Source organism: Tenacibaculum insulae (assembly GCF_964512435.1).
Classification (GTDB): Bacteria; Bacteroidota; Bacteroidia; order Flavobacteriales; family Flavobacteriaceae; genus Polaribacter; species Polaribacter insulae_A.
The window spans coordinates 1,826,973-1,848,124 of the sequence record NZ_OZ208512.1; the positions used below are offsets into that span (position 1 = coordinate 1,826,973).

At 31.4% G+C, this 21,152-nt stretch carries 12 protein-coding genes; 8 read left to right on the top strand and 4 right to left on the bottom strand.

Annotated features, from left to right (window positions below; translation table 11 throughout):
• The first annotated feature begins 1 nt into the window (after nt 1).
• Nucleotides 2–928 carry a malate dehydrogenase gene (gene mdh, locus ACN5J5_RS08460; protein WP_418644487.1) on the top strand — a complete coding sequence of 309 codons (927 nt, stop codon included), beginning with the start codon at nt 2–4 and terminating at the stop codon, nt 926–928.
• 203 nt (nt 929–1,131) lie between these two features.
• Here mdh and ACN5J5_RS08465 read toward each other — a convergent pair whose 3' ends face one another.
• Nucleotides 1,132–1,824, bottom strand: a complete 693-nt coding sequence (locus ACN5J5_RS08465; RefSeq protein WP_418644488.1) for a cell division ATP-binding protein FtsE — start codon at nt 1,822–1,824, stop codon at nt 1,132–1,134.
• A gap of 170 nt (nt 1,825–1,994) precedes the next feature.
• Between ACN5J5_RS08465 and ACN5J5_RS08470 the strand changes: the two genes are divergently transcribed.
• The 5 genes from ACN5J5_RS08470 (at nt 1,995) to ACN5J5_RS08490 (ending at nt 10,353) form a co-directional block, all read left to right on the top strand.
• Nucleotides 1,995–4,970 (top strand): tetratricopeptide repeat protein, encoded by a 2,976-nt coding sequence (locus tag ACN5J5_RS08470; protein WP_418644489.1) that lies wholly within the window; start codon nt 1,995–1,997, stop codon nt 4,968–4,970.
• A 39-nt stretch (nt 4,971–5,009) separates the two neighbouring features.
• Nucleotides 5,010–6,791, top strand: a complete 1,782-nt coding sequence (locus tag ACN5J5_RS08475; RefSeq protein WP_418644490.1) for a hypothetical protein — start codon at nt 5,010–5,012, stop codon at nt 6,789–6,791.
• Nucleotides 6,792–6,941: 150 nt separating this feature from the next.
• Nucleotides 6,942–8,378, top strand: a complete 1,437-nt coding sequence (locus tag ACN5J5_RS08480) for a M20/M25/M40 family metallo-hydrolase (protein WP_418644491.1) — start codon at nt 6,942–6,944, stop codon at nt 8,376–8,378.
• A gap of 2 nt (nt 8,379–8,380) precedes the next feature.
• Nucleotides 8,381–8,743, top strand: coding sequence for a DoxX family membrane protein (locus ACN5J5_RS08485; RefSeq protein WP_418644492.1), 363 nt, complete (start codon nt 8,381–8,383; stop codon nt 8,741–8,743).
• Nucleotides 8,740–10,353 (top strand): amidohydrolase, encoded by a 1,614-nt coding sequence (locus ACN5J5_RS08490; protein WP_418644493.1) that lies wholly within the window; start codon nt 8,740–8,742, stop codon nt 10,351–10,353. The genes ACN5J5_RS08485 and ACN5J5_RS08490 overlap by 4 nt, the downstream gene beginning before the upstream one ends.
• Before the next feature lie 73 nt (nt 10,354–10,426).
• Here the strand turns inward: ACN5J5_RS08490 and ACN5J5_RS08495 are convergent, their stop codons facing one another.
• Nucleotides 10,427–11,047, bottom strand: coding sequence for a TonB-dependent receptor plug domain-containing protein (locus ACN5J5_RS08495; RefSeq protein WP_418644494.1), 621 nt, complete (start codon nt 11,045–11,047; stop codon nt 10,427–10,429).
• Between the two features lie 117 nt (nt 11,048–11,164).
• On the opposite strand from ACN5J5_RS08495, the gene ACN5J5_RS08500 reads away from it, so the two are divergent.
• Together ACN5J5_RS08500 and recQ are read left to right on the top strand one after the other, a co-directional pair.
• Nucleotides 11,165–14,320 (top strand): S41 family peptidase, encoded by a 3,156-nt coding sequence (locus ACN5J5_RS08500; RefSeq protein WP_418644495.1) that lies wholly within the window; start codon nt 11,165–11,167, stop codon nt 14,318–14,320.
• 119 nt (nt 14,321–14,439) lie between these two features.
• Complete coding sequence (gene recQ, locus ACN5J5_RS08505; RefSeq protein WP_418644496.1) at nt 14,440–16,554, top strand: DNA helicase RecQ; 2,115 nt, start codon at nt 14,440–14,442, stop codon at nt 16,552–16,554.
• Here the strand turns inward: recQ and ACN5J5_RS08510 are convergent.
• Nucleotides 16,551–17,090, bottom strand: a complete 540-nt coding sequence (locus tag ACN5J5_RS08510) for a sigma-70 family RNA polymerase sigma factor (protein ID WP_418644497.1) — start codon at nt 17,088–17,090, stop codon at nt 16,551–16,553. The two genes, recQ and ACN5J5_RS08510, sit on opposite strands and share 4 nt — an antisense overlap.
• 496 nt (nt 17,091–17,586) lie before the next feature.
• Nucleotides 17,587–21,018: a methylmalonyl-CoA mutase family protein gene (locus ACN5J5_RS08515; protein ID WP_418644498.1), complete on the bottom strand. Its 3,432-nt coding sequence runs from the start codon at nt 21,016–21,018 to the stop codon at nt 17,587–17,589.
• Nucleotides 21,019–21,152 lie beyond the last annotated feature (134 nt).

The following is a 21,152-nucleotide window of genomic DNA, read 5'->3' on the forward strand; positions in this document are numbered from 1 at the left end:
AATGAAAGTAACAGTTGTAGGAGCAGGTGCTGTAGGTGCAAGTTGTGCAGAGTACATTGCCATTAAAAATTTCGCATCAGAAGTTGTATTAGTAGATATTAAAGAAGGTTTTGCTGAAGGTAAAGCGATGGATTTAATGCAAACGGCTTCGTTAAATGGGTTTGACACTAAAATTACCGGTACTACTGGAGATTATGGTAAAACCGCAGGATCTGATGTATGTGTAATTACTTCTGGTATTGCTCGTAAACCTGGTATGTCTCGCGACGAATTATTAGGTATTAATGCAGGTATTGTAAAAACAGTTGCAGCTAGCTTAGTTGAGCAATCTCCAAATACAATTATCATTGTGGTTTCTAATCCAATGGATACCATGACTTATTTAGTGCATAAAGCAACTGGATTACCAAAAAATAGAATTATAGGTATGGGTGGAGCTTTAGATTCTGCTCGTTTTAAATATCGTTTAGCGGAAGCTTTAGGAGCGCCTATTTCTGATGTTGACGGAATGGTAATTGGTGGTCACTCTGATAAAGGAATGGTTCCTTTAACACGTTTAGCTACTCGTAACTCTGTACCAGTTTCTGAATTTTTATCAGAAGAAAGATTAGAGCAAGTAAAACAAGACACTAAAGTTGGTGGAGCTACTTTAACAGGTTTATTAGGTACTTCTGCTTGGTATGCACCAGGAGCAGCAGTTTCTGGGATGGTACAAGCAATTGCTTGCGATACTAAAAAAATATTTCCTTGTTCAACATTATTAAATGGCGAATATGGTTTATCTGATTTATGTATTGGAGTTCCTGTTGTTTTAGGTAAAGACGGAATTGAAAGTATTGTTGAAATTAATTTATCTGATGCTGAAAAAGAACATTTATCTTCTTCGGCAGAAGCTGTTAAAAACAATAACGCTGCTTTAAATTTATAAGCAACGTTTATTAAAATAAATTAGAGCCTTGAGTGATTTAATTACTCAAGGTTTTTTTTATTAAAAAAAATAAAAATATTTTGTAAGGTTCTTGTATTTGCAGCGTCTTACAAATTAGAGAAGCATTAGTAGTGTTTCTTTTTCATAGTTTTTCATAGCAATTTTCCCACTTCATTCGTGAAGTGGGTTATTTTTATAAAAAACTAAACTGTTTGTTGTTGCTGTTGTACTACTTCAAATAGTTCGCCACCTTCACACTTAATTGTTTTTTGTTTAAACTTTACAATTAATTGATAATCGTGTGTAGCCATTAAAATTGTTTTTCCGCTTTTATGAATTTCATTAAGCAGTTCCATTACTTCTAACGACGTTTTAGGATCTAAATTACCAGTAGGCTCATCTGCTAAAATTAATTCAGGGTCGTTTAACAAAGCCCTTGCAATAGCAACTCGTTGTTGCTCTCCACCAGAAAGTTCAAAAGTTTTTTTGTAGTATTTTTCTTTCATTCCTACCTTGTCTAAAACCTCATAAATTTTATCCTTCATGTCGGTTTTATTCTTCCATCCAGTAGCTTTTAAAACAAATTCTAGATTTTCAAAAACGTTTCTATCATTTAGTAGTTTAAAATCCTGAAAAACGATTCCTAATTTTCTTCTTAAAAACGGAATATCATTTTCTTTCATTTTTTTTAAGTCAAAACCAACAATTTCACCTAAACCACGTTGCAAACGTAAATCGCCATAAAGTGTTTTTAGCAAGCTACTTTTTCCGCTTCCAGTTTTACCAATTAAATAATAAAAATCACCTCTATTTAATCTAAAATTAATTTTTGATAAAACTAAGTTGTCTTGCTGATAAATATCTGCATTTTCAAGATGTAAAACAGGTCTTTCCATATATCTAATCGTTTTTACAAATCTAAAATTTTATTACGTAATTCTATAACATTTCTTACTTTTGATGCATTGTTTTCCAACAAAAATAAAAAAGAAGCGTTATACTTCTTAGATAATTAAAAAATATGAGATTTATTTGTTATAAAAAAAGCTGTTTTATACTATTATTTATGGCTTTTTCAACAACTATAGTAGCACAAGAATCGGCTATTAATTCAGCAGTTACATCCGATTATTATAAAGCCATTAAACTTTATAATAACAAAGCTTATGCGGCAGCACAAAGCTTATTTATTGATGTTTCTAAAAAATCAGAAACACATAAAAATCGTAAAGCAGATGCTGATTATTACGAGGCAATGTGTGCAATAAAATTAGTGCAAGACAATGCAGATGCTAAGGTGTTGGCATTTGTGCAAAATCACCCTTACAACAATAAAAAAGAAAAAGCTTTTTTAAATGTTGGTAACTATTATTTTTCAAATCGTAAGGCAGCTCATGCGTTAAAATGGTACAAAAAAGTAAATGAAAAGCTTTTAAGTCACCCAGAAAGAGATGAGTTGAATTATAAAATGGGATATGCCTTGTTGGTTTCTAACTATTTTAAAGATGCAAAAACGAAGTTCCAAACGTTGTTAGGAAATCCGATTTACGGTACCGATGCTCGTTATTATTTTGGATATATTGCTTACAAGCAAGAAAATTTTGGTGAGGCAGAAGATAACTTAAGTCAATTAGCAAATGATGCAACTTATCAAGCAAAGGCAAATTATTATATCTTAGATATTAGTTTTAAAGCTGGTCGTTTTGATAAATCGGTTAAAATTGGAGAGAAATTATTAAAAGATTCAACAGATGAAAAAGAGATTTCTCAAATATCAAAAATAGTAGGAGAAAGTTATTTTAACTTAAAAAAATACGATCAGGCAATACCATATTTAAAAGCGTATAAAGGTAAAAATGGTAAATGGAATAATACAGATTATTATTATTTAGGATATGCCTATTATCAACAAAAAAACTTTAACGAAGCTATTGGTAATTTTAATAAAATTATTGGAGGAAATAATAAAGTTGCGCAAAATGCATACTATCATTTAGGAGAATGTTATTTAGAATCACAAAAAAAATCAGAAGCTTTAAATGCGTTTAAAAATGCAAGCGAAATGGATTTTGATTTAAAAATTACTGAAAGTGCTTCGTTAAGCTATGCAAAATTAAGTTACGAGTTAGGAAATCCGTATAAAAGTGTTCCGGATGTTTTAAAAGATTTTTTAACAAAATATCCTACTTCGCCAAATGTGTTAGAAATAAACGAGTTGTTAATAACTTCTTATTTGCATCAGCAAGATTACCAAGGTGCATTAGATTATTTAAACGCGTCTAAATCTGTTACCAATAAAGACATCGCAAACGAAGTTTCGTTGTATAGAGGAATTCAGTTGTTTAATGAAGGAAAATTAAAAGTGTCAAAACCGTATTTTAAAAAAGCAACGGAATCAGAAAACAATTTAGTTAACAATAAAGGTGCTTTTTGGTTGGCAGAAACCGAATATTTATTAGGTAATTACAAAGAAGCTTTGGCTAATTTTTTATTAGTAACCAATAAGGATTTAGAAGATACAAAAAAGCTAGATTACAATATTGCATACACTTATTTTAAGCAAAAAGAATATGCAAGTGCAGCAAAACACTTTCAAGATTTTTTAGTAATTAAATTTGATGATAACGATTTAAATGATGATGCTTCTAATAGATTAGGAGACTCTTTTTATGCATCTAAAAATTATCAAAAAGCAATTGATTCTTATCAAACAATAATTAACCAAGGTGGTGTTGGAGCAGATTATGCGCAATATCAAACAGCGATGAGCAATGGTTTTATGGGCGAGAATGACACGAAGATTAAGAACTTAGAAAAATTAACAAAAGAGTATGCTAGTTCTCAATTAAATGATGATGCATTGTTTCAAATGGCAACCACTTATACGGCTTTAAATAAATCAAAAAAAGCACAAGAAACTTACAGTCGTTTGTTGTTAAATTATCCTGCTAGTAATTATGTGCCAAGTGTTCTTTTACGTCAGGGATTACTATATTATAACGAAAATAATAACAGTAATGCTTTAAAAAAATATAAAGAAGTAGTTGCAAAACATCCAAATTCTAAAGAAGCAAAGCAGGCAGTTACCAACGTTAAAAATGTATATATAGATATAGGTAAGGTAGATGAATATGCGGCTTGGGTTAAAAACGTAAAATTTATAAACGTTACCGATGCAGAGCTAGATAATGCAACATATCAATCTGCTGAAAATAAATTTTTAGAAAACAATAGTAGCAAAGCGATAGAAGGATTTAATAAATACCTTCAAGCTTTTCCTACCGGAATAAATGCTTTGAAAGCAAATTTTTATTTAGCGCAATCTTATAATAATACCAATCAATTTACAAATGCAGTGCCGCATTACAGCTATGTAGTTAGTCAGAATAAAAGTGAATTTACAGAAGAGTCGTTAGTAAAATTGGCTAATATTTATTTAGAAAATGAAAATTGGACCAAAGGAATTCAACTTTTAGAAAAGTTAGAAACTACAGCTAATTATCCGCAGAACATCATTTTTGCACAGAGCAATTTAATGAAAGGCTATTATAAAAAAGAAGAGTACTCGAAAGCCATTTCGTATGCCGAAAAAGTTTTAGCAAAAGGAAAAATAGACACAAACGTTGCTGAAGATGCAAAAATAATTATGGCTCGTTGCGCTTTTAAAAACAACGATTACTTAACAGCAGAAGAATTTTTTAATGAAGCAGGAAAAAAAGCAACAGGCGAGTTAAAAGCAGAAACGTTGTATTATAATGCTTTCTTTTTAAATGATTATAAAGATTACGAAGCCTCTAACAAAGCAGTGCAAAATTTAATAGCCAATTATTCGTCTTATAAATATTGGGGAGTAAAAAGTTATATTATAATGGCTAAAAATTATGATGCTTTAAAAGATGCCTATCAAGCAACTTATATTTTAGAAAACATTATTAAGAATTTTACACAATATAAAGATGTAATTGAAGAGGCTACAAATGAGCTTCGAAGTATAAAAATTAAAGAAGCAAAAACAAACGAATCAGTAACTACTAAAAACTAAAGTTTGTTAAAAATAAAAAACATTTCAATGATTAAATCAATGAAAAATCACTTAGGTTTATTTGTTTTATTTGCAGTATCAATTGTAAATGCACAAGAAAAAAAAGCCACCGAAAAAGTAAAAGATACAATTATAAAAACAGAAGTAGTAAACGTAGTTACCTCTTATGTTCCTAAAATTACCGATGCTTTTAAAATAAAGCAAAAACCAATTATTAAGCATACAAAAGCATCCGAAAAAAAGGCGCTAGAGTATAAAATATTTTCGGTTCCGGTGGCATCAACATTTATACCTAAAAGTGGTGTAATGAAAAAGGTAGATTTAGGTAAAAGAGAAGCCTTATATGCTAATTATTTTTCGGTAGGTTTAGGAAACACAATCACTCCTTTTTTAGAAGCTTTTGTACGACAAAGTGAAAGTTACGATAGCGAATTTAGCACACACTTAAAGTTTTTACTTTCTGCCGATCCTGTTGAAAAAACAGCTTTAAGTAGCACATATTATAACCTTAATTTAAACTTGTTATATGCGCAACAAGAACGTTATTCTAATTGGAAAGCCGGATTAAATGCTGAACGAAATAAGTATAATTGGTACGGTTTACCAACAAATATTGCATTTACTGATGCCACTGTTAGTGCGATAGAAGAAGAACAAGCATACAACTTTTTTAAAGTTTTCGGAACAATTAATTTCGACGAATCTTATATAGAACAAGCAAACGGTTCGGTTTCTTTTACTTCGGATGTTTTAAGTAGTAGTGAGTTTTTAATTGATGGAAATGTAAAATTTAAGTTTCCGTTAAGCGAAATGTATTATCAATTAAACGATTTATTTATAAATACAACCATAAGTTATTTAGGAACAAAGTTTGATAAAAATTATCAAACCCAATCGGAATTAAAACACAGTTATTTTACTTTCGGATTGCATCCAACGTATAATTTTAAAGTACAAGATTTAGCGGTAAAAATAGGAGCAAAAGCCTATTTTTCTTTAGATTTAGAAAACAGCAATAACAACTTTTTTGTGTACCCAAATGTAGAAGTTTCATATCCTATTGTACACGATTTTGCCAATGTGTTTATCGGAGCTTCAGGAGATTTAGAAACCAATACTTACAGATCTTTAGCAAACAAAAATCCATACATTTCTCCAACTCAAAATTTATTGCAAACCAATAAAAAATATAATGCCTTTGCAGGAATTAGAGGTAAGTTAGATCATCAATTTAGTTATAATTTTAAAGCAAGTTATGCTGATGTTGAAAATCAACAATTTTTTGCATTAAATCAATCAAAATCTAATGGAAATAACATTGCAGGTACCAATGCTTTTTCTTTCTTCGGATATGATTACGGTAACTCTTTTAATACTGAATACGATGATATTAAGTTGTTAACCTTTTTTGGTGAAGTTGCTTTTGATGGAATAAAAAACCTAAGTGTTGGGTTAAACGGACAGTTTAATAAATACACGTTAACAAACGAATTAGAGCCTTGGAATGCGCCTAAAATGGAAGGTGAAATATTTGGAACCTATAAAACAAATAAATGGTTTGCTGGGGCAAATTTCTTTTTTGTAGGAGAACGAAAAGGAAAAGAGTACGATGTTTTACCAGCTCAAAATTTTACAACGGTTAGCTTAGATAGTTATTTTGACATAAATTTTAATGGAGGTTATCATTTTAGCGATTCATTTTCGGTTTTCTTAAACTTAAATAATTTGTTAAACAATAGCTACCAACGATTTAATAACTTTAATGTACAAGGTTTTCAGGCAATGGGAGGTTTAACTTGGAAATTTGATACCATTTTCTAAAAAAAGGTAACAAAAGTAAAAGTAAGTGTAGCTATTGATAAAAAATAGCTACACTTTTTTTGTAAAGAGCTGTAAATTAACATGGTAGTTGTTGTTTTGCGATTAAAATATAAAACTTACATTTAGGGCACTATAAAAACAGTGTTATCAATGAAAAAACTATCTATCTTATTAATCTCAGGATTATTTATAATTTCTTGTAAAACCGAAAAAAAGGAAATTGCTTCAATTTCTAAAGGTTTTTCTGCGGAAGAAAAAATAGATTCTACACAAATAAAACATTTATTTAATTCAGCTTTAACAGCAGGGAAATCATACGAATGGTTACGAGATTTAACCACAAATGTTGGTAGCCGATTATCTGGTTCTGAAGGCGCAGCAAAATCAGTTATTTGGAGCGAGAAGTTAATGAAACAAGTAGGCTTAGATTCAGTTTGGTTACAGCCAGTTATGGTGCCGCATTGGGTTCGTGGCGCAAAAGAAGTAGCTAATTATAATTTTAACGGCAAAGAAATCAATGTTCCTGTTTGTGCTATCGGAGGATCTATTGGAACACCAACTAACGGAATTACAGCAGAAGTTATTGAAGTTAAAAGCATAAAAGAAGCAGAAAATTTAGGGGCAAAAGCCAATGGTAAAATTGTGTTTTTTAACGGTGCTTTCGATAATACATTAATTCACACTTTTAAAGCCTACGGCGGATGTGTTGGCCAGCGATTTGCAGGTGCAGCTACAGTTGGTAAGTTCGGAGCGAAAGCAGTTATTGTTCGTTCTTTAACTAACGGAATTGATGATTATCCACATACTGGATCAATGGGATATGGAGATATTCCTAAATCAGAATATATTCCATCTGCAGCAATTAGCTCAAGAGCTGCCGAAAATTTAAGCAAGCATTTAAAAGAAAATCCGAAGTTAAAATTTTATTTAAAACAAAGTTGTAAAACCTTGCCAGATGTGCCTTCGCATAATGTAGTTGGTGAAATTAAAGGAAGTGAAAACCCTGATAAAATAATGGTTATTGGCGGACATTTAGATTCTTGGGATTTAGGTGATGGTGCGCACGACGACGGAACAGGAATTGTACAATCGTTAGAGGTGGCTTATTTATTAAAGAAAAACAACATCAAACCAAAAAATACGATTAGAATTGTGTTTTTTATGAATGAAGAAAATGGTTTACGTGGCGCAACGGAATATGCACGTTTGGCAAAATTAAATAACGAAAATCATATTGGAGCATTAGAATCTGATGCAGGCGGACATACACCAAGAGGTTTTTCTATAGATGCAAATGATAAAAATAGAAAGTTATTACAAAGCTGGAAAAAGTTATTGGCACCTTACGGATTACATGACATTACCGCAGGCGGAAGTGGTGCGGATATTGGACCTTTAAAAGACGAGCATGTTACTTTGGTAGGATATCGTCCAGATTCTCAACGTTATTTTGATTACCATCACGCAGCGACTGATACTTTTGATAAAGTAAACAAACGTGAATTAGAATTAGGAAGTGCTTCTATGGCAAGTATTGTGTATTTAATGGATAAATATTTGTACAATAACGAAACTATAAAACCATAAATATGACGATTTTAGTACTTGTATTGCGCATAATATTTGGTTTATTTTTAAGTTATGTTGGTATTATGCATTTTATAAAACCGCGTTTTTTTAACGGATTTATACCAAAACCTTTACCAAAAATTACGGTAAATTATATAGCAGGTTTTGTTGAACTTGTTATCGGGATAGGATTGTTGTTTAATGCTACTGCAAAAAATGCAGCCATCGGTTTTTTTATTTTAATGTTGCTTTTTTTACCGTTACATGTATGGGATTTATTTAAAGAAAAACCAGCAATAGGTTCAAAAAAAATAGCAATAATACGTTTGCCAATTCAATTTTTACTTTTATACATCGCTTATTTAATTTATTCAATCTCATGAAAAAAATATTTTTAGTTTTATTAATAGTAACCTCAATTCTCTCTTGTAAAAAACAAGAAAAAGCAGATTTAATAGTAATTAATTCAAATACATATACGGTAAACTCAAACTTTGATAAAGTAGAAAGTTTTGCCATAAAAGACGGTAAATTTATAGCTGTAGGTACGAATAAAGAAATTCAAGAAAAATACGCAACATTAAAAACAATTGATGCGAAAAGTAAACCTGTATATCCTGGTTTTATTGATGCACACTGTCATTTTTATAGATTAGGATTACTTCAACAAAAAGTAAATTTAGTTGGCACAACAAGTTATGATAATGTGTTAGAAAAATTAGTTGAGTTTCAAAAAGAAAAAAACACTTCATTTATTACTGGTCGTGGTTGGGATCAAAATGATTGGGAGACAAAAGAATTTCCGACAAAAGAAAAATTAGATGCATTATTTCCAAAAATACCTGTTGCTATTAGACGAATTGACGGACATGCAATGTTGGTGAATCAAGCAGCAATTGATTTGGCAAAAATTACTGTTGATTCTAAAATAGAAGGAGGAGAATTTCTTAAAAAAGAAGGAAAGCTTACAGGTGTTTTAATAGACAATGCAATGAACTTTATAAAAGTTCCTGAACCTAGTAAACAAGAACAAATTCAAGCATTAAAAGATGCCCAAAAAATTTGTTTCGATTTAGGTTTAACCACTGTTGATGATGCTGGTTTAGATAAGCAAGTAATAGAGTTGATTGATAGTTTACAGCAAACAGGCGATTTAAAAATGCGCGTTTATGCTATGATATCTAACAATAAAAAAAACTTAGATTATTACCTTAAAAAGGGAATAATTAAAACAGAAAAACTTCATGTACGTTCTGTAAAGGTATATGCTGATGGAGCTTTAGGATCAAGAGGTGCTGCTTTAAAAGATGCATATTCTGATAAAAAAGGACATTTTGGCGCGTTGGTAAACTCGTATGATAATCTTCAGAGTTTAGCAAAAAGAATAGCCGATTCAGAATATCAAATGAACACGCATGCTATCGGTGATTCGGCAAATTATGTAATGTTAAAAACTTATAATGAAGTTTTAAAAAATAAAGAAAATCGTCGTTGGCGAATCGAACATGCACAAATTGTTGATTTAAAAGATTTTCATCACTTTAAAAATATTTTACCATCAATACAACCAACTCATGCAACTAGCGATATGTATTGGGCAGAAGATCGTGTGGGAGCGGAAAGAATTAAGGGAGCTTATGCGTATAAAGATTTACTAAATCAATATGGTAAAGTTGCTTTAGGTACTGATTTTCCTATCGAAAATGTAAGTCCGCTATATACATATTATGCAGCAACTATCAGAAAAGATTTAAAAGGATACCCAGAAAAAGGATATCAAATAAACAATGCTTTGTCAAGAGAAAATGCTTTAAGAGGAATGACAATTTGGAATGCTTATGCTAGCTTTGAAGAAACCGAAAAAGGAAGTATTGAAGTTGGTAAATTAGCTGATTTTGTCATTTTAGAAAACGATATTGTAACTGTTAATGGTAAAGAAATTCCGAATACAAAAGTATTAGCTACTTATGTAAATGGAGAGCAGGTAAAGTAATCTTCAATTGTTTTAAAAGAAAAAAGCGCACTAAATTAATTTAGTGCGCTTTTCTTTTTTAGAAAATATTTTTTTAATTTGTAGTAACTTCAATAACTCCATTAGCACCTCTAACTCCATAAATAGTCGTTTCAGGGCCTTTTAAAACTTTTACATGCTTTATGTCTATTGGCGAAATGTTACCAAAAAGATCAGCACCTACAGGGGTTCTATTAACTACTAAAAGAGGAGCGTTGTTACCATTAATAGTGTTGTTTCCTCTAATTGTTATTGTTTTATTAATGATAACAACTCCAGGAACTTGGCCATTTAAATAATCGTAAATATCCTTATATTGAAATGAAGACATTGATCCTTGAGCAACAACATTAGAAGGTTTATCTATTTTAGCGTCTACTAATTGTTTTGTTATAATTACTCTATTGTATTTTTTTCCGTGATAACCTATTGTTTTAATTCCGTGAAGAGGAGAAAAAGCAGTTATTTTTTTTAATTTACTATTAATAGATGTTTTAAAAACACCTTTTTCGTTGGTTTTTCCTGATTGTTTTATATCATCAAAAAGAATTACAGCATTTGATATAGGTTTGTTGTTTTGATCCTTAACGATAAGGAAAAATTCTTTTTCTTGTTGGGCGAAAATCGCACTTGATGAAAATAAAAGAATAAGAGTTAAAAATTTAATGAACTTCATAAGAGTGTATTTTTTATAAAAATATTATAATTTTTTAAAAGAACTGTTAAGGTATTGCTAATTTTTTCTAGAAAAAGATTGAAAGAACTATTTTAGTAGCTAAAATATATATTAATAATGATGAGTAAAAAAATATATCTAGTACTCGCTTTAATACTGAGTAATGTTTTATCAGCACAACAATCTTTAATTAGAAAACCGCAAATTAGTCCAGATGCTTCACAAATGGCGTTTAGTTATCATGGAGATATTTGGGTATATAACTTTACGAGTAAACAATCTAAGAGATTAACAATCCATAAAGGGTATGAGAGTAATCCGGTTTGGAATACAAGTGGAGATTTACTTGCGTTTTCATCAAACAGAAAAGGAAATGACAACGTATTTACAACTTCGTTAAATGGAGGCGTGCCAAAACAATTAACCTATTATCCAACGACAAACATCCCGACAGATTGGACATCAAAAGGCGATGTTTTATTTACTACAGGAAGAGTTTATAAGGGGCCAGAATGGGATAAACAAACTTATACTGTAAATGAAAAAGGAGGAACTCCTAAGCGATTGTTAACTGCTTATGGAGAAATGGCAACCATTTCACCCAACGGAAAATTAATAGCTTTTACCAAAGGGGCTTGTCGTATTGCTCGTGAAGATTATTCAGGATCAGCACAACGTGATATTTGGATTTACAATACCGAAACTAAAAAGTACAATCAAATTACAACAAGTAATAAAAACGATCATTCTCCTGTTTGGGATGCTGCTGGTAACTTATATTATATAGGTGCAAAAAGCGGAAGATACAATGTGTATAAGCAATCTATTTCATCAAACGGAACAATAAACGGAAGTGCAATTCAGTTAACCAAAGAACCAAAAAACGGAGTTCGTACATTTTCAGTAAGCAACAACGGATCGTTTATTTATTTAAGTGGTGTAAATTTATTTAAGGTTAGCAATGGAGCGAAACAAAAAATTAACTTAAATATTATTTCTGATAATCGTTTTGAAGAGGATGAAACAAAAACAGTTTCTAACGGAATTAGTAGTTATGCTGTTTCACCAAACGGAAAAAACATTGCTTTAGAAATTAATGGGGAGATTTTTGTAAAAGAAAATAATAAAGAAAAAAAACATACTAATAATGTAAGTAAACATCCATTTAGAGATAGAAATCCGCAATGGATTGATGACAAAACTGTTGTTTTTTCTTCGGATAGAGATGGAGTATATCAATTATATAGTGTCATTTCTACCGATACTTTAGTAGGGTTACATCGTAGTTTAAAAACAAAAGTTACCAAATTAACAAATAGTAAAAAAGATGTACTAGGTTCTTTAGTGTCTCCTGATGGAAAAAAAATAGCGTACCAAGTTGGTCGTGGAATTTTAATGATTGCTGATTTAAAAGACGGCAAAATTGTAAACGCTAAAGAATATTCAAACTCATGGGCAGCAGCTGAAGGTGTTTCTTGGAGTCCGGATAGCAAATACATTGCTTATTCTCAAGAAGATTTAAATTTTGATAGTGAAATATTTATCCAGTCAATTGCTGATAAATCTATAAAAATGAACGTTTCTATGCATCCAAGAAGTGATGGGAATCCTGTTTGGAGTGCCGATGGAAAAAAGTTAGCATTTTTATCGAATAGAAGCGGAATTAATTATGATGTTTGGATGGTTTGGTTAGATAAATCAGACTGGGAAAAATCACGAAAAGATCACGAAGAAGGTGCTTATTATCCAGTAGAAAAAGAAAAATCTAGTAAAAAGGATAAGGAAAAAAAGAAAGAAGTAATTGTTAAGATTGATGAAGATAAAATTTACAATCGCTTGGTGCAAGTAACATCATTACAAGACAACGAATACAGTCCGATGTTTAGTGCTGATAGTAAATTTATCTATTTCTCGGCAACAAATCCTGCAAGTAAAAAAAGAAGCACTTATAAAGTAAAATGGGATGGTAGTAAACCAAAAGCTATTAAAGGAGTTAGTAGCGCAAGTGATATATTAGAAAATAAAGGGAAAATTTATTTTACATCAAGAGGTAGCTTAAATAAATTAGATTCAAAATCAGATAAAGTAACCAAATTACCACATTCGGCAACGTACACAAAAAATAATAAAAAAGTATACGAACAAGTTTTTAATGAAGGTATAAGAGCATTAACAGCCGGTTTTTACGATCCAGAATTTCATGGGTATGATTGGGAATCACTTGTAAAAAGATACAAACCTTGGGTATTGTCAACAACAACACATCAAGATTATACATATATGTTTAACTTGTTATTGGGGCAACTTAATGCAAGTCATATGGGGTATAGAGGTAGTGCGCCAAGAAATACAAGCGATAAAGTTGGGTTGTTAGGTTTAGAGGTAGAAAATGTTTCTGGCGGAGTAAAAGTTAAGTATGTATTAGAAAATACGGCTGCGAGCAAATCGAAAAGTAAATTAAAGGTTGACGATGTTATTGTATCTGTAAACGGACTTAAAATTGGTAAAAACACCAACTTTTATAGTTTATTAAAAAACACAAGAAGTAACGAAGTGTTGTTAAGTTTAAAAAGTGGAAAAGAAGTTATTATTCGTCCGCAGAGTTCAATTAGAGGTCAGCAATATGAAGCTTGGGTAAGTTCACGTAAAAAATTAGTTGACGAATATTCAAACGGGCAATTGGGGTATATTCACATTCAAGGAATGAATATGCCAAGTTTTGAACGCTTTGAACGTGAGTTAAAAGCAAGTGGTTACGGTAAAAAAGGTATTGTGATTGATGTTCGTTATAATGGAGGTGGATGGACTACTGATCGATTAATGGCGGTTTTAAATGTAGATCAACATGCATATACTATTCCTAGGGGTGCTGTAAAAAGTTTAAAAAATAACGCTAAGTTTAAGAAGAATTATCCGTTTAATGAACGTGCAATTTTATCGGTAAATACAAAACCAGTAGTTGCATTATGTAATGAAAATAGTTATTCGAATGCTGAAATTTTTTCACATGCATTTAAAAACTTAGGATTAGGGAAGTTAGTTGGGCAACCAACCTTCGGAGCTGTAGTTTCTACAGGTTCAGCTAGATTGCAAAACGGCGCAATTCGCATGCCGTTTAGAGCTTGGTTTGTAAAAAAATCAGGAAAAAACATGGAAAATGAAGCACCAGCAGTTCCTGATTATTTAGTTAAAAATGCTCCAGGATGGAAAAATAGAGGAGAAGATGCACAGTTAAAAAAGGCCGTTGAGGTTTTATTAAAAGATGTAAAGTAATAGTAAATTGTTATACAGTTTTATCGGAAGAAATTCTGATATGAACCCAAAATAATATTAAAAATAAAATGAAGCATAGAAATTATTTTCTATGCTTTTTTTATGATTATTTTTGTAGTATGGCGCAGATTACAGAAAAAGATTTATTAGAAAAATTAAAATCCAATTTTGGATATGATAGCTTTCGATTAGAGCAGCAAAAAATTATCGAAAACCTATTAAATAAACAAGATACTTTGGTAATTATGCCAACAGGTGGAGGTAAATCTATCTGTTATCAATTACCAGCGTTGTTTTTTGAAGGCATTACTTTGGTCATTTCTCCATTAATTGCTTTAATGAAAGACCAAGTAGATAGTTTAAAAGCAAATGGTATTTCGGCAACTTATTATAACAGCACACAATCATCTGAAGAACAACAACAGGTTTTTGATGAGATAGTTAATAAAACAATAAAATTACTATATGTAGCTCCCGAAAGTTTAGCACTACTTCAAAATATATTAAATCAAAATTACATTAGTTGCATTGCTATTGATGAAGCACATTGTATTTCTGCCTGGGGACACGATTTTAGGCCATCATATAAACAATTATCTTTCTTAAAAAAATCATTGCCAAATGTACCCATAATTGCTTTAACCGCAACTGCGGATAAGGCTACGCAACAAGATATTTTAGAACAATTGGCAATACCAAATGCAACTCATTTTTTAAGCTCTTTTAATAGAGAGAATATTAGTTTAGAGGTGCGACCTGCCAATGACAGAATTAAACAAATTATAAAATTCATTAACAAAAAACCGAATGAAGCTGGTATTGTTTATTGCTTAAGTAGAAAAACAACCGAACAATTGGCTAGTAAACTAAAACAGCAAAATATTGATGCAAAGGCCTATCATGCGGGTTTAAGTTTTGAGGAACGCTCAAAAACTCAAGAAGATTTTATTAAGGATGAAGTGCAAATTATTTGCGCTACGATTGCCTTCGGAATGGGAATTGACAAATCGAATGTACGTTGGGTGATTCATTACAATATGCCTAAAAATATTGAAGGTTATTATCAAGAAATTGGTCGTTCTGGGCGTGACGGATTGCCAGCACAAGCATTACTTTTTCATAGTTATGCTGATGTAATTCAGCTGCGTCAGTTTATTGCTAACACTACAAATAAAGAAGTGCAAGAAGCAAAATTAGATCGTATGAAACAGTTTGCAGAAGCAACGGTTTGTAGACGGAAAATTTTGTTGAGCTATTTTGGAGAATTGATAGAAGAAAATTGTGGTAATTGTGATGTTTGTAAAAATCCACCTCAGTTTTTCGACGGAACAGTAATTGCACAAAAAGCACTGTCGGCTATTTATCGCCTACAAGAAAAAGAAGCTATGGGAACTGTAATTGATGTGCTAAGAGGGGCAAAAAATGCGGCGGTTTTAGATAAAAATTATCAAACTTTAAAAACTTACGGAGTAGGAAATGATATTTCTTGGAAAGATTGGCAGCATTATATGATTCAGTTAATCAATCAAGGATATTGTCAAATAGCATTTCACTTAAATAATACGCTACATTTAACAGAGTTTTCTAAAAAAGTACTTTTTGATAAAGAAAAAGTACAGTTAAATATTCCTGTTGAATTTAAAAAAGAAGTTCAAAAAACTACATCTGCCAAGAAAAAAGCAACTAGTAAAGTAATAAAAGACACGTTGTTTGAGCGTTTACGAAAACTACGTTATCGTATTGCTAAAGAAGAAAATATTGCTGCTTATTTAGTTTTTAGTGATGCTACTTTAAAAGAATTGGAAAAAGAACGTCCGCAAACAGATAATGCCTTTTTAGCGATTAGCGGAGTTGGACAGCGAAAATTAGAAGTGTATGGAGGCGAGTTTATAGAAGAAATAAAAACGTTTATTGGCGAAAAAAAACGCGGTAGAAAAGATACTACTTTAGAAACCTATAATTTATACAAAGAAGGTTTTTCGATTGATGAAATAGCTGATAAACGAAATTTAAAAGCACAAACCATATTTTCGCATTTATCTAAATTATATTTAGAAGGAAAAGATGTGAGTTTAGATGAATTTATTGATGCTAGCACCATCAAATTAATTGCAAATGCTAAAAAAGTATTGAAAAACGAACCCACTTTAAAACCTTATTTCGAGTTTTTGGGAGAAAAAATTCCGTACGAACAAATACGAATTGGATTGACAATTTTACAGAAAAGAAGTTAGTTGCAAATCTTACAATCGTCTTTTTCTTGAAGTTCGCCAACTAGTTTTCCTTCTTCGTTTAAAACATAACCACAACAATCTATAAAACCTTGTGCAATGAGTTTTCGTGCGCGTTGAATTTGAGATTTTGTGGTTGTTAAATTTTGATGTAATTGATCGGCAACTTCTTGTTGCTTTAACCCTTTGATGTCTGATAAAAACAATGGATCCCTGTACTTTTTTGGTAAGTTTAGTAAAATTCCATGCAAACAATCTTTTTCAGTATGTATGTTTTTATCTAACGCTATTTCAGCTTCAAAATTAGCAATTTCAAAAGTTTGATTGGTAGCTTTCCAATAATCTAAAACCGAATTTCGGGCTACAGTAAAACACCAAGATTTAAGTTTTGTAATGTCTTTTAAGGTATGAAGTTTTGTGTGAATTTTAATAAACGTATCCTGCAAAATATCATCAGCAATTGTAATATCTTTTACTTTACTGATAATAAAGCGTTTTAAATCGTCAGAATAATTTGTCCAAACTTGTTGAGTAGTCATATAATTTTCTTTTTTTGAAAATTCGTCAAGCTTAATTTGTTTTAGTTTCTCATGATGAAATCCTGAAACAAGTTTAAAATAACGTTTGTCAGTTCGAGCACAGTCGAGAAATTTTAGGTCTCGACTGCGCTCGATCAGACATTTTAATTAACAATTACAATTATTACAAGAACAGTTATCGCAAGTGCAATTTGCACAACTTCCTGTTTTACATCCGTCACAATTACAGGTACATTGATTTTTATAATTTTTCATGATATTAAATTTTAAAGTTCATATAATAGACATAGAAGTTACGAAAAAGATGCAATATTCTTTATAAATATTTTACAAGCAACCTCTACATCATAACTTAACAACCACAAAATCCATTCCAGCATATTTATAATTTTAGATTTTTTGTTTCTTTTTTCTAACCATTTGTTTCTCTTCAAAAACAAAAAAAATCCGATAGTTTACTATCGGATTTTTTGTTTTTATCAGAAGGCATTGCCTTTTACATATTACGTCTATATTGTCCACCAACTTTAAATAAAGCTTCGGTAATTTGTCCTAAAGAACAGAATTTTGTTGCTTCCATCAACTTATCAAATAAGTTTTCATTTTGGATAGCCGCTTCCTGTAAAATTGCTAGTTGTTCTTGCACTTTTCCGTCGTTAGCTTTGTTTAAAATGCTTTTTGTTTTTATTTGATATTGCTTTTCTTCTTCCGTTGCACGGATAACTTCCGCAGGTTGTACTGTTGGAGAACCTTTAGAACTTAAGAAGGTATTCACTCCAATAATTGGGAACTCTCCTGTATGTTTTAAAGTCTCGTAATACAAACTTTCCTCTTGTATTTTACTACGCTGATACATAGTTTCCATCGCTCCTAAAACACCACCACGTTCGGTAATTCTATCAAACTCTAACAATACTGCTTCTTCAACTAAATCGGTTAATTCTTCAATAATAAAAGCACCTTGAATAGGGTTTTCATTCTTCGTTAATCCTAATTCTTTGTTGATAATCAACTGAATCGCCATTGCTCTACGTACTGATTCTTCAGTAGGTGTTGTAATCGCTTCATCATACGCATTGGTGTGTAATGAATTACAGTTGTCGTTAATAGCATATAAAGCTTGTAATGTTGTACGGATATCGTTAAAATCAATTTCCTGTGCATGTAAAGAACGACCAGAAGTTTGAATATGATATTTTAACATTTGTGCTCTTGAGTTAGCACCATATTTATGCTTCATGGCTTTTGCCCAAATTTTACGAGCTACACGACCAATAACTGAATATTCCGCATCGATTCCGTTAGAGAAAAAGAACGATAAATTTGGCCCGAATTTGTTGATGTCCATACCACGAGATAAGTAGTATTCAACATAGGTAAATCCGTTAGATAATGTTAACGCTAATTGTGTAATTGGGTTGGCACCAGCTTCGGCAATATGATACCCAGAAATTGATACTGAATAAAAATTACGAACTTGTTCTTTAATAAAATATTCTTGTACATCTCCCATTAAACGCAAGGCGAATTCTGTAGAAAAAATACAGGTATTTTGTGCCTGATCTTCTTTTAAAATATCAGCTTGTACAGTACCACGAACTTGTGCTAAGGTTGTTTTTTTAATTTCAGCATATACATCCGCAGGTAAAATCATATCACCTGTTAAACCTAACAACATCAAACCTAAACCATCATTTCCTTCAGGTAATTTACCTTGATAAACAGGTCTTTCTAAATCTTTTGAATCGTAAATTTCTTTGAATTTCGCTTCAACTTGTTTTTCTAACTTATTTTCTTTGATATACTTCTCACAATTCTGATCGATAGCAGCATTCATGAAAAAACCTAACAACATTGGTGCAGGCCCATTAATTGTTAAACTTACCGATGTTAAAGCATGCGTTAATTCGAAACCAGAAAATAATTTCTTGGCATCATCTAAACAACATATAGAAACTCCTGCATTACCGATTTTTCCGTAGATATCAGGTCTTACTCCTGGGTCATTACCGTATAAAGTAACCGAATCGAAAGCAGTAGATAAACGCTTTGCAGGCATTCCTAAACTTACGTAATGAAAACGTCTGTTCGTACGTTCTGGGCCTCCTTCACCAGCAAACATTCTTGTTGGATCTTCACCGGTTCTTTTAAATGGATACAATCCAGCGGTATACGGAAACTCACCAGGAACATTTTCTTGTAAATTCCAACGTAATAAATCTCCCCAAGCTTGGTATTTTGGTAAGGCTACTTTCGGAACTTGTGTATGTGATAAAGTTTCACTGTGAGTATCTATATTTATAACCTTATCTCTTACTTTAAAGCTGTATACAGGGTCTTTATATTTTTTTACTTTATCAGCCCAATTTAAAATAATCTCCCAGTTATGAGGATCGAGATTTAATTTTACTTTGTCGAATTGAGCTATTAATAATTTAATGAAACCTTGCTCGTCATTCTGAACTTGTTTCAGAATCGCATCAGAATCTAATCCAATTTTTGAAATGGCAACATTCGAATTTGTAATAGACTCGATAGTTTTATAAATTCCATACAATTTCTGAGCAACAATAACTTGATCGTTTACTTTTTTGTCGTACGCTCTATTATTTTCTGATATTTCAGATAAATAACGAACTCTACTTGGCGGAATTACAAATATCTTTTCAGACATTTCTTTGGTAATTTCCATCTTTGATTTTAAATCAACTCCAGTTTTTTCAATTAATTTATCCATAATACGTTTGTACAACGTATTCATTCCTGGATCATTAAATTGAGAAGCAATGGTTCCGAAAACCGGCATATCATCCATATGAACATCCCAAAGATTGTTGTTACGCATGTATTGTTTCTTCACATCACGGATGGCATCTAAAGCACCACGCTTATCAAATTTGTTTAGAGCAACCAAATCAGCAAAATCAAGCATGTCGATTTTTTCTAACTGCGTTGCTGCTCCAAATTCAGGAGTCATTACATATAATGATGTATCAGAATGTTCTATAATTTCGGTATCCGATTGTCCGATACCTGAAGTTTCTAAAATAATTAAATCAAACTCAGCAGCTTTTAAAACTTGTACCGCTTCGTTTACATATTTAGATAATGCTAAATTAGATTGACGTGTTGCCAAAGAACGCATATAAACACGCTCGTTATTAATGGCATTCATTCTAATTCTATCACCTAATAAAGCACCACCAGTTTTCCTTTTTGATGGATCTACAGAAATTAAACCAATTGTTTTTTCTGGAAAATCAATTAAAAATCGACGAACTAACTCATCAACTAAAGATGATTTTCCTGCTCCACCAGTTCCGGTAATTCCTAAAACGGGTGTTTTAGAATTTTTATTTTTTTCATGAATTGTCGCTAAAGTTTCTTTTGCTACTTCAGGAAAGTTTTCTGCCGAAGAAATAATACGCGCAATGCTTCCGATTTCTTTATTGGCTAAATGATCAATTTCATCGTTTAAAACATCACCAATTGCAAAATCAGAAGTTTTAACTAAATCGTTAATCATTCCTTGTAAACCAAGTTCACGACCATCATCAGGAGAATAAATACGTGTAATTCCATAATCCATCAATTCTTTGATTTCTTCAGGAAGAATTACACCACCACCACCACCAAAAATTCTGATATGGCTAGCTCCTTTTTCTTTTAATAAATCATACATGTATTTAAAATACTCATTGTGTCCTCCTTGGTAAGATGTAATCGCAATGGCATTTGCATCTTCTTGAATAGCACAATTAACTACTTCTTCAACACTTCTATCGTGCCCAAGATGAATTACTTCTACTCCTGTAGATTGAATAATTCGACGCATAATATTTATGGCAGCATCATGACCATCAAATAACGCAGCAGCAGTTACAATTCGTACTTTATGTATAGGTTTATAGGGTGCTATTTGTTCCATTCGTAAATTTTATAAAAAATTGATGCGGCAATTTACGAATTTCTTAAAAGATATAAGAATTGTTTAAGGATTATAAATAGTTAAGAAAAGCCCAATGTTTTCTTTTTTCGATGTAGTATAAATTATTTTCGTTT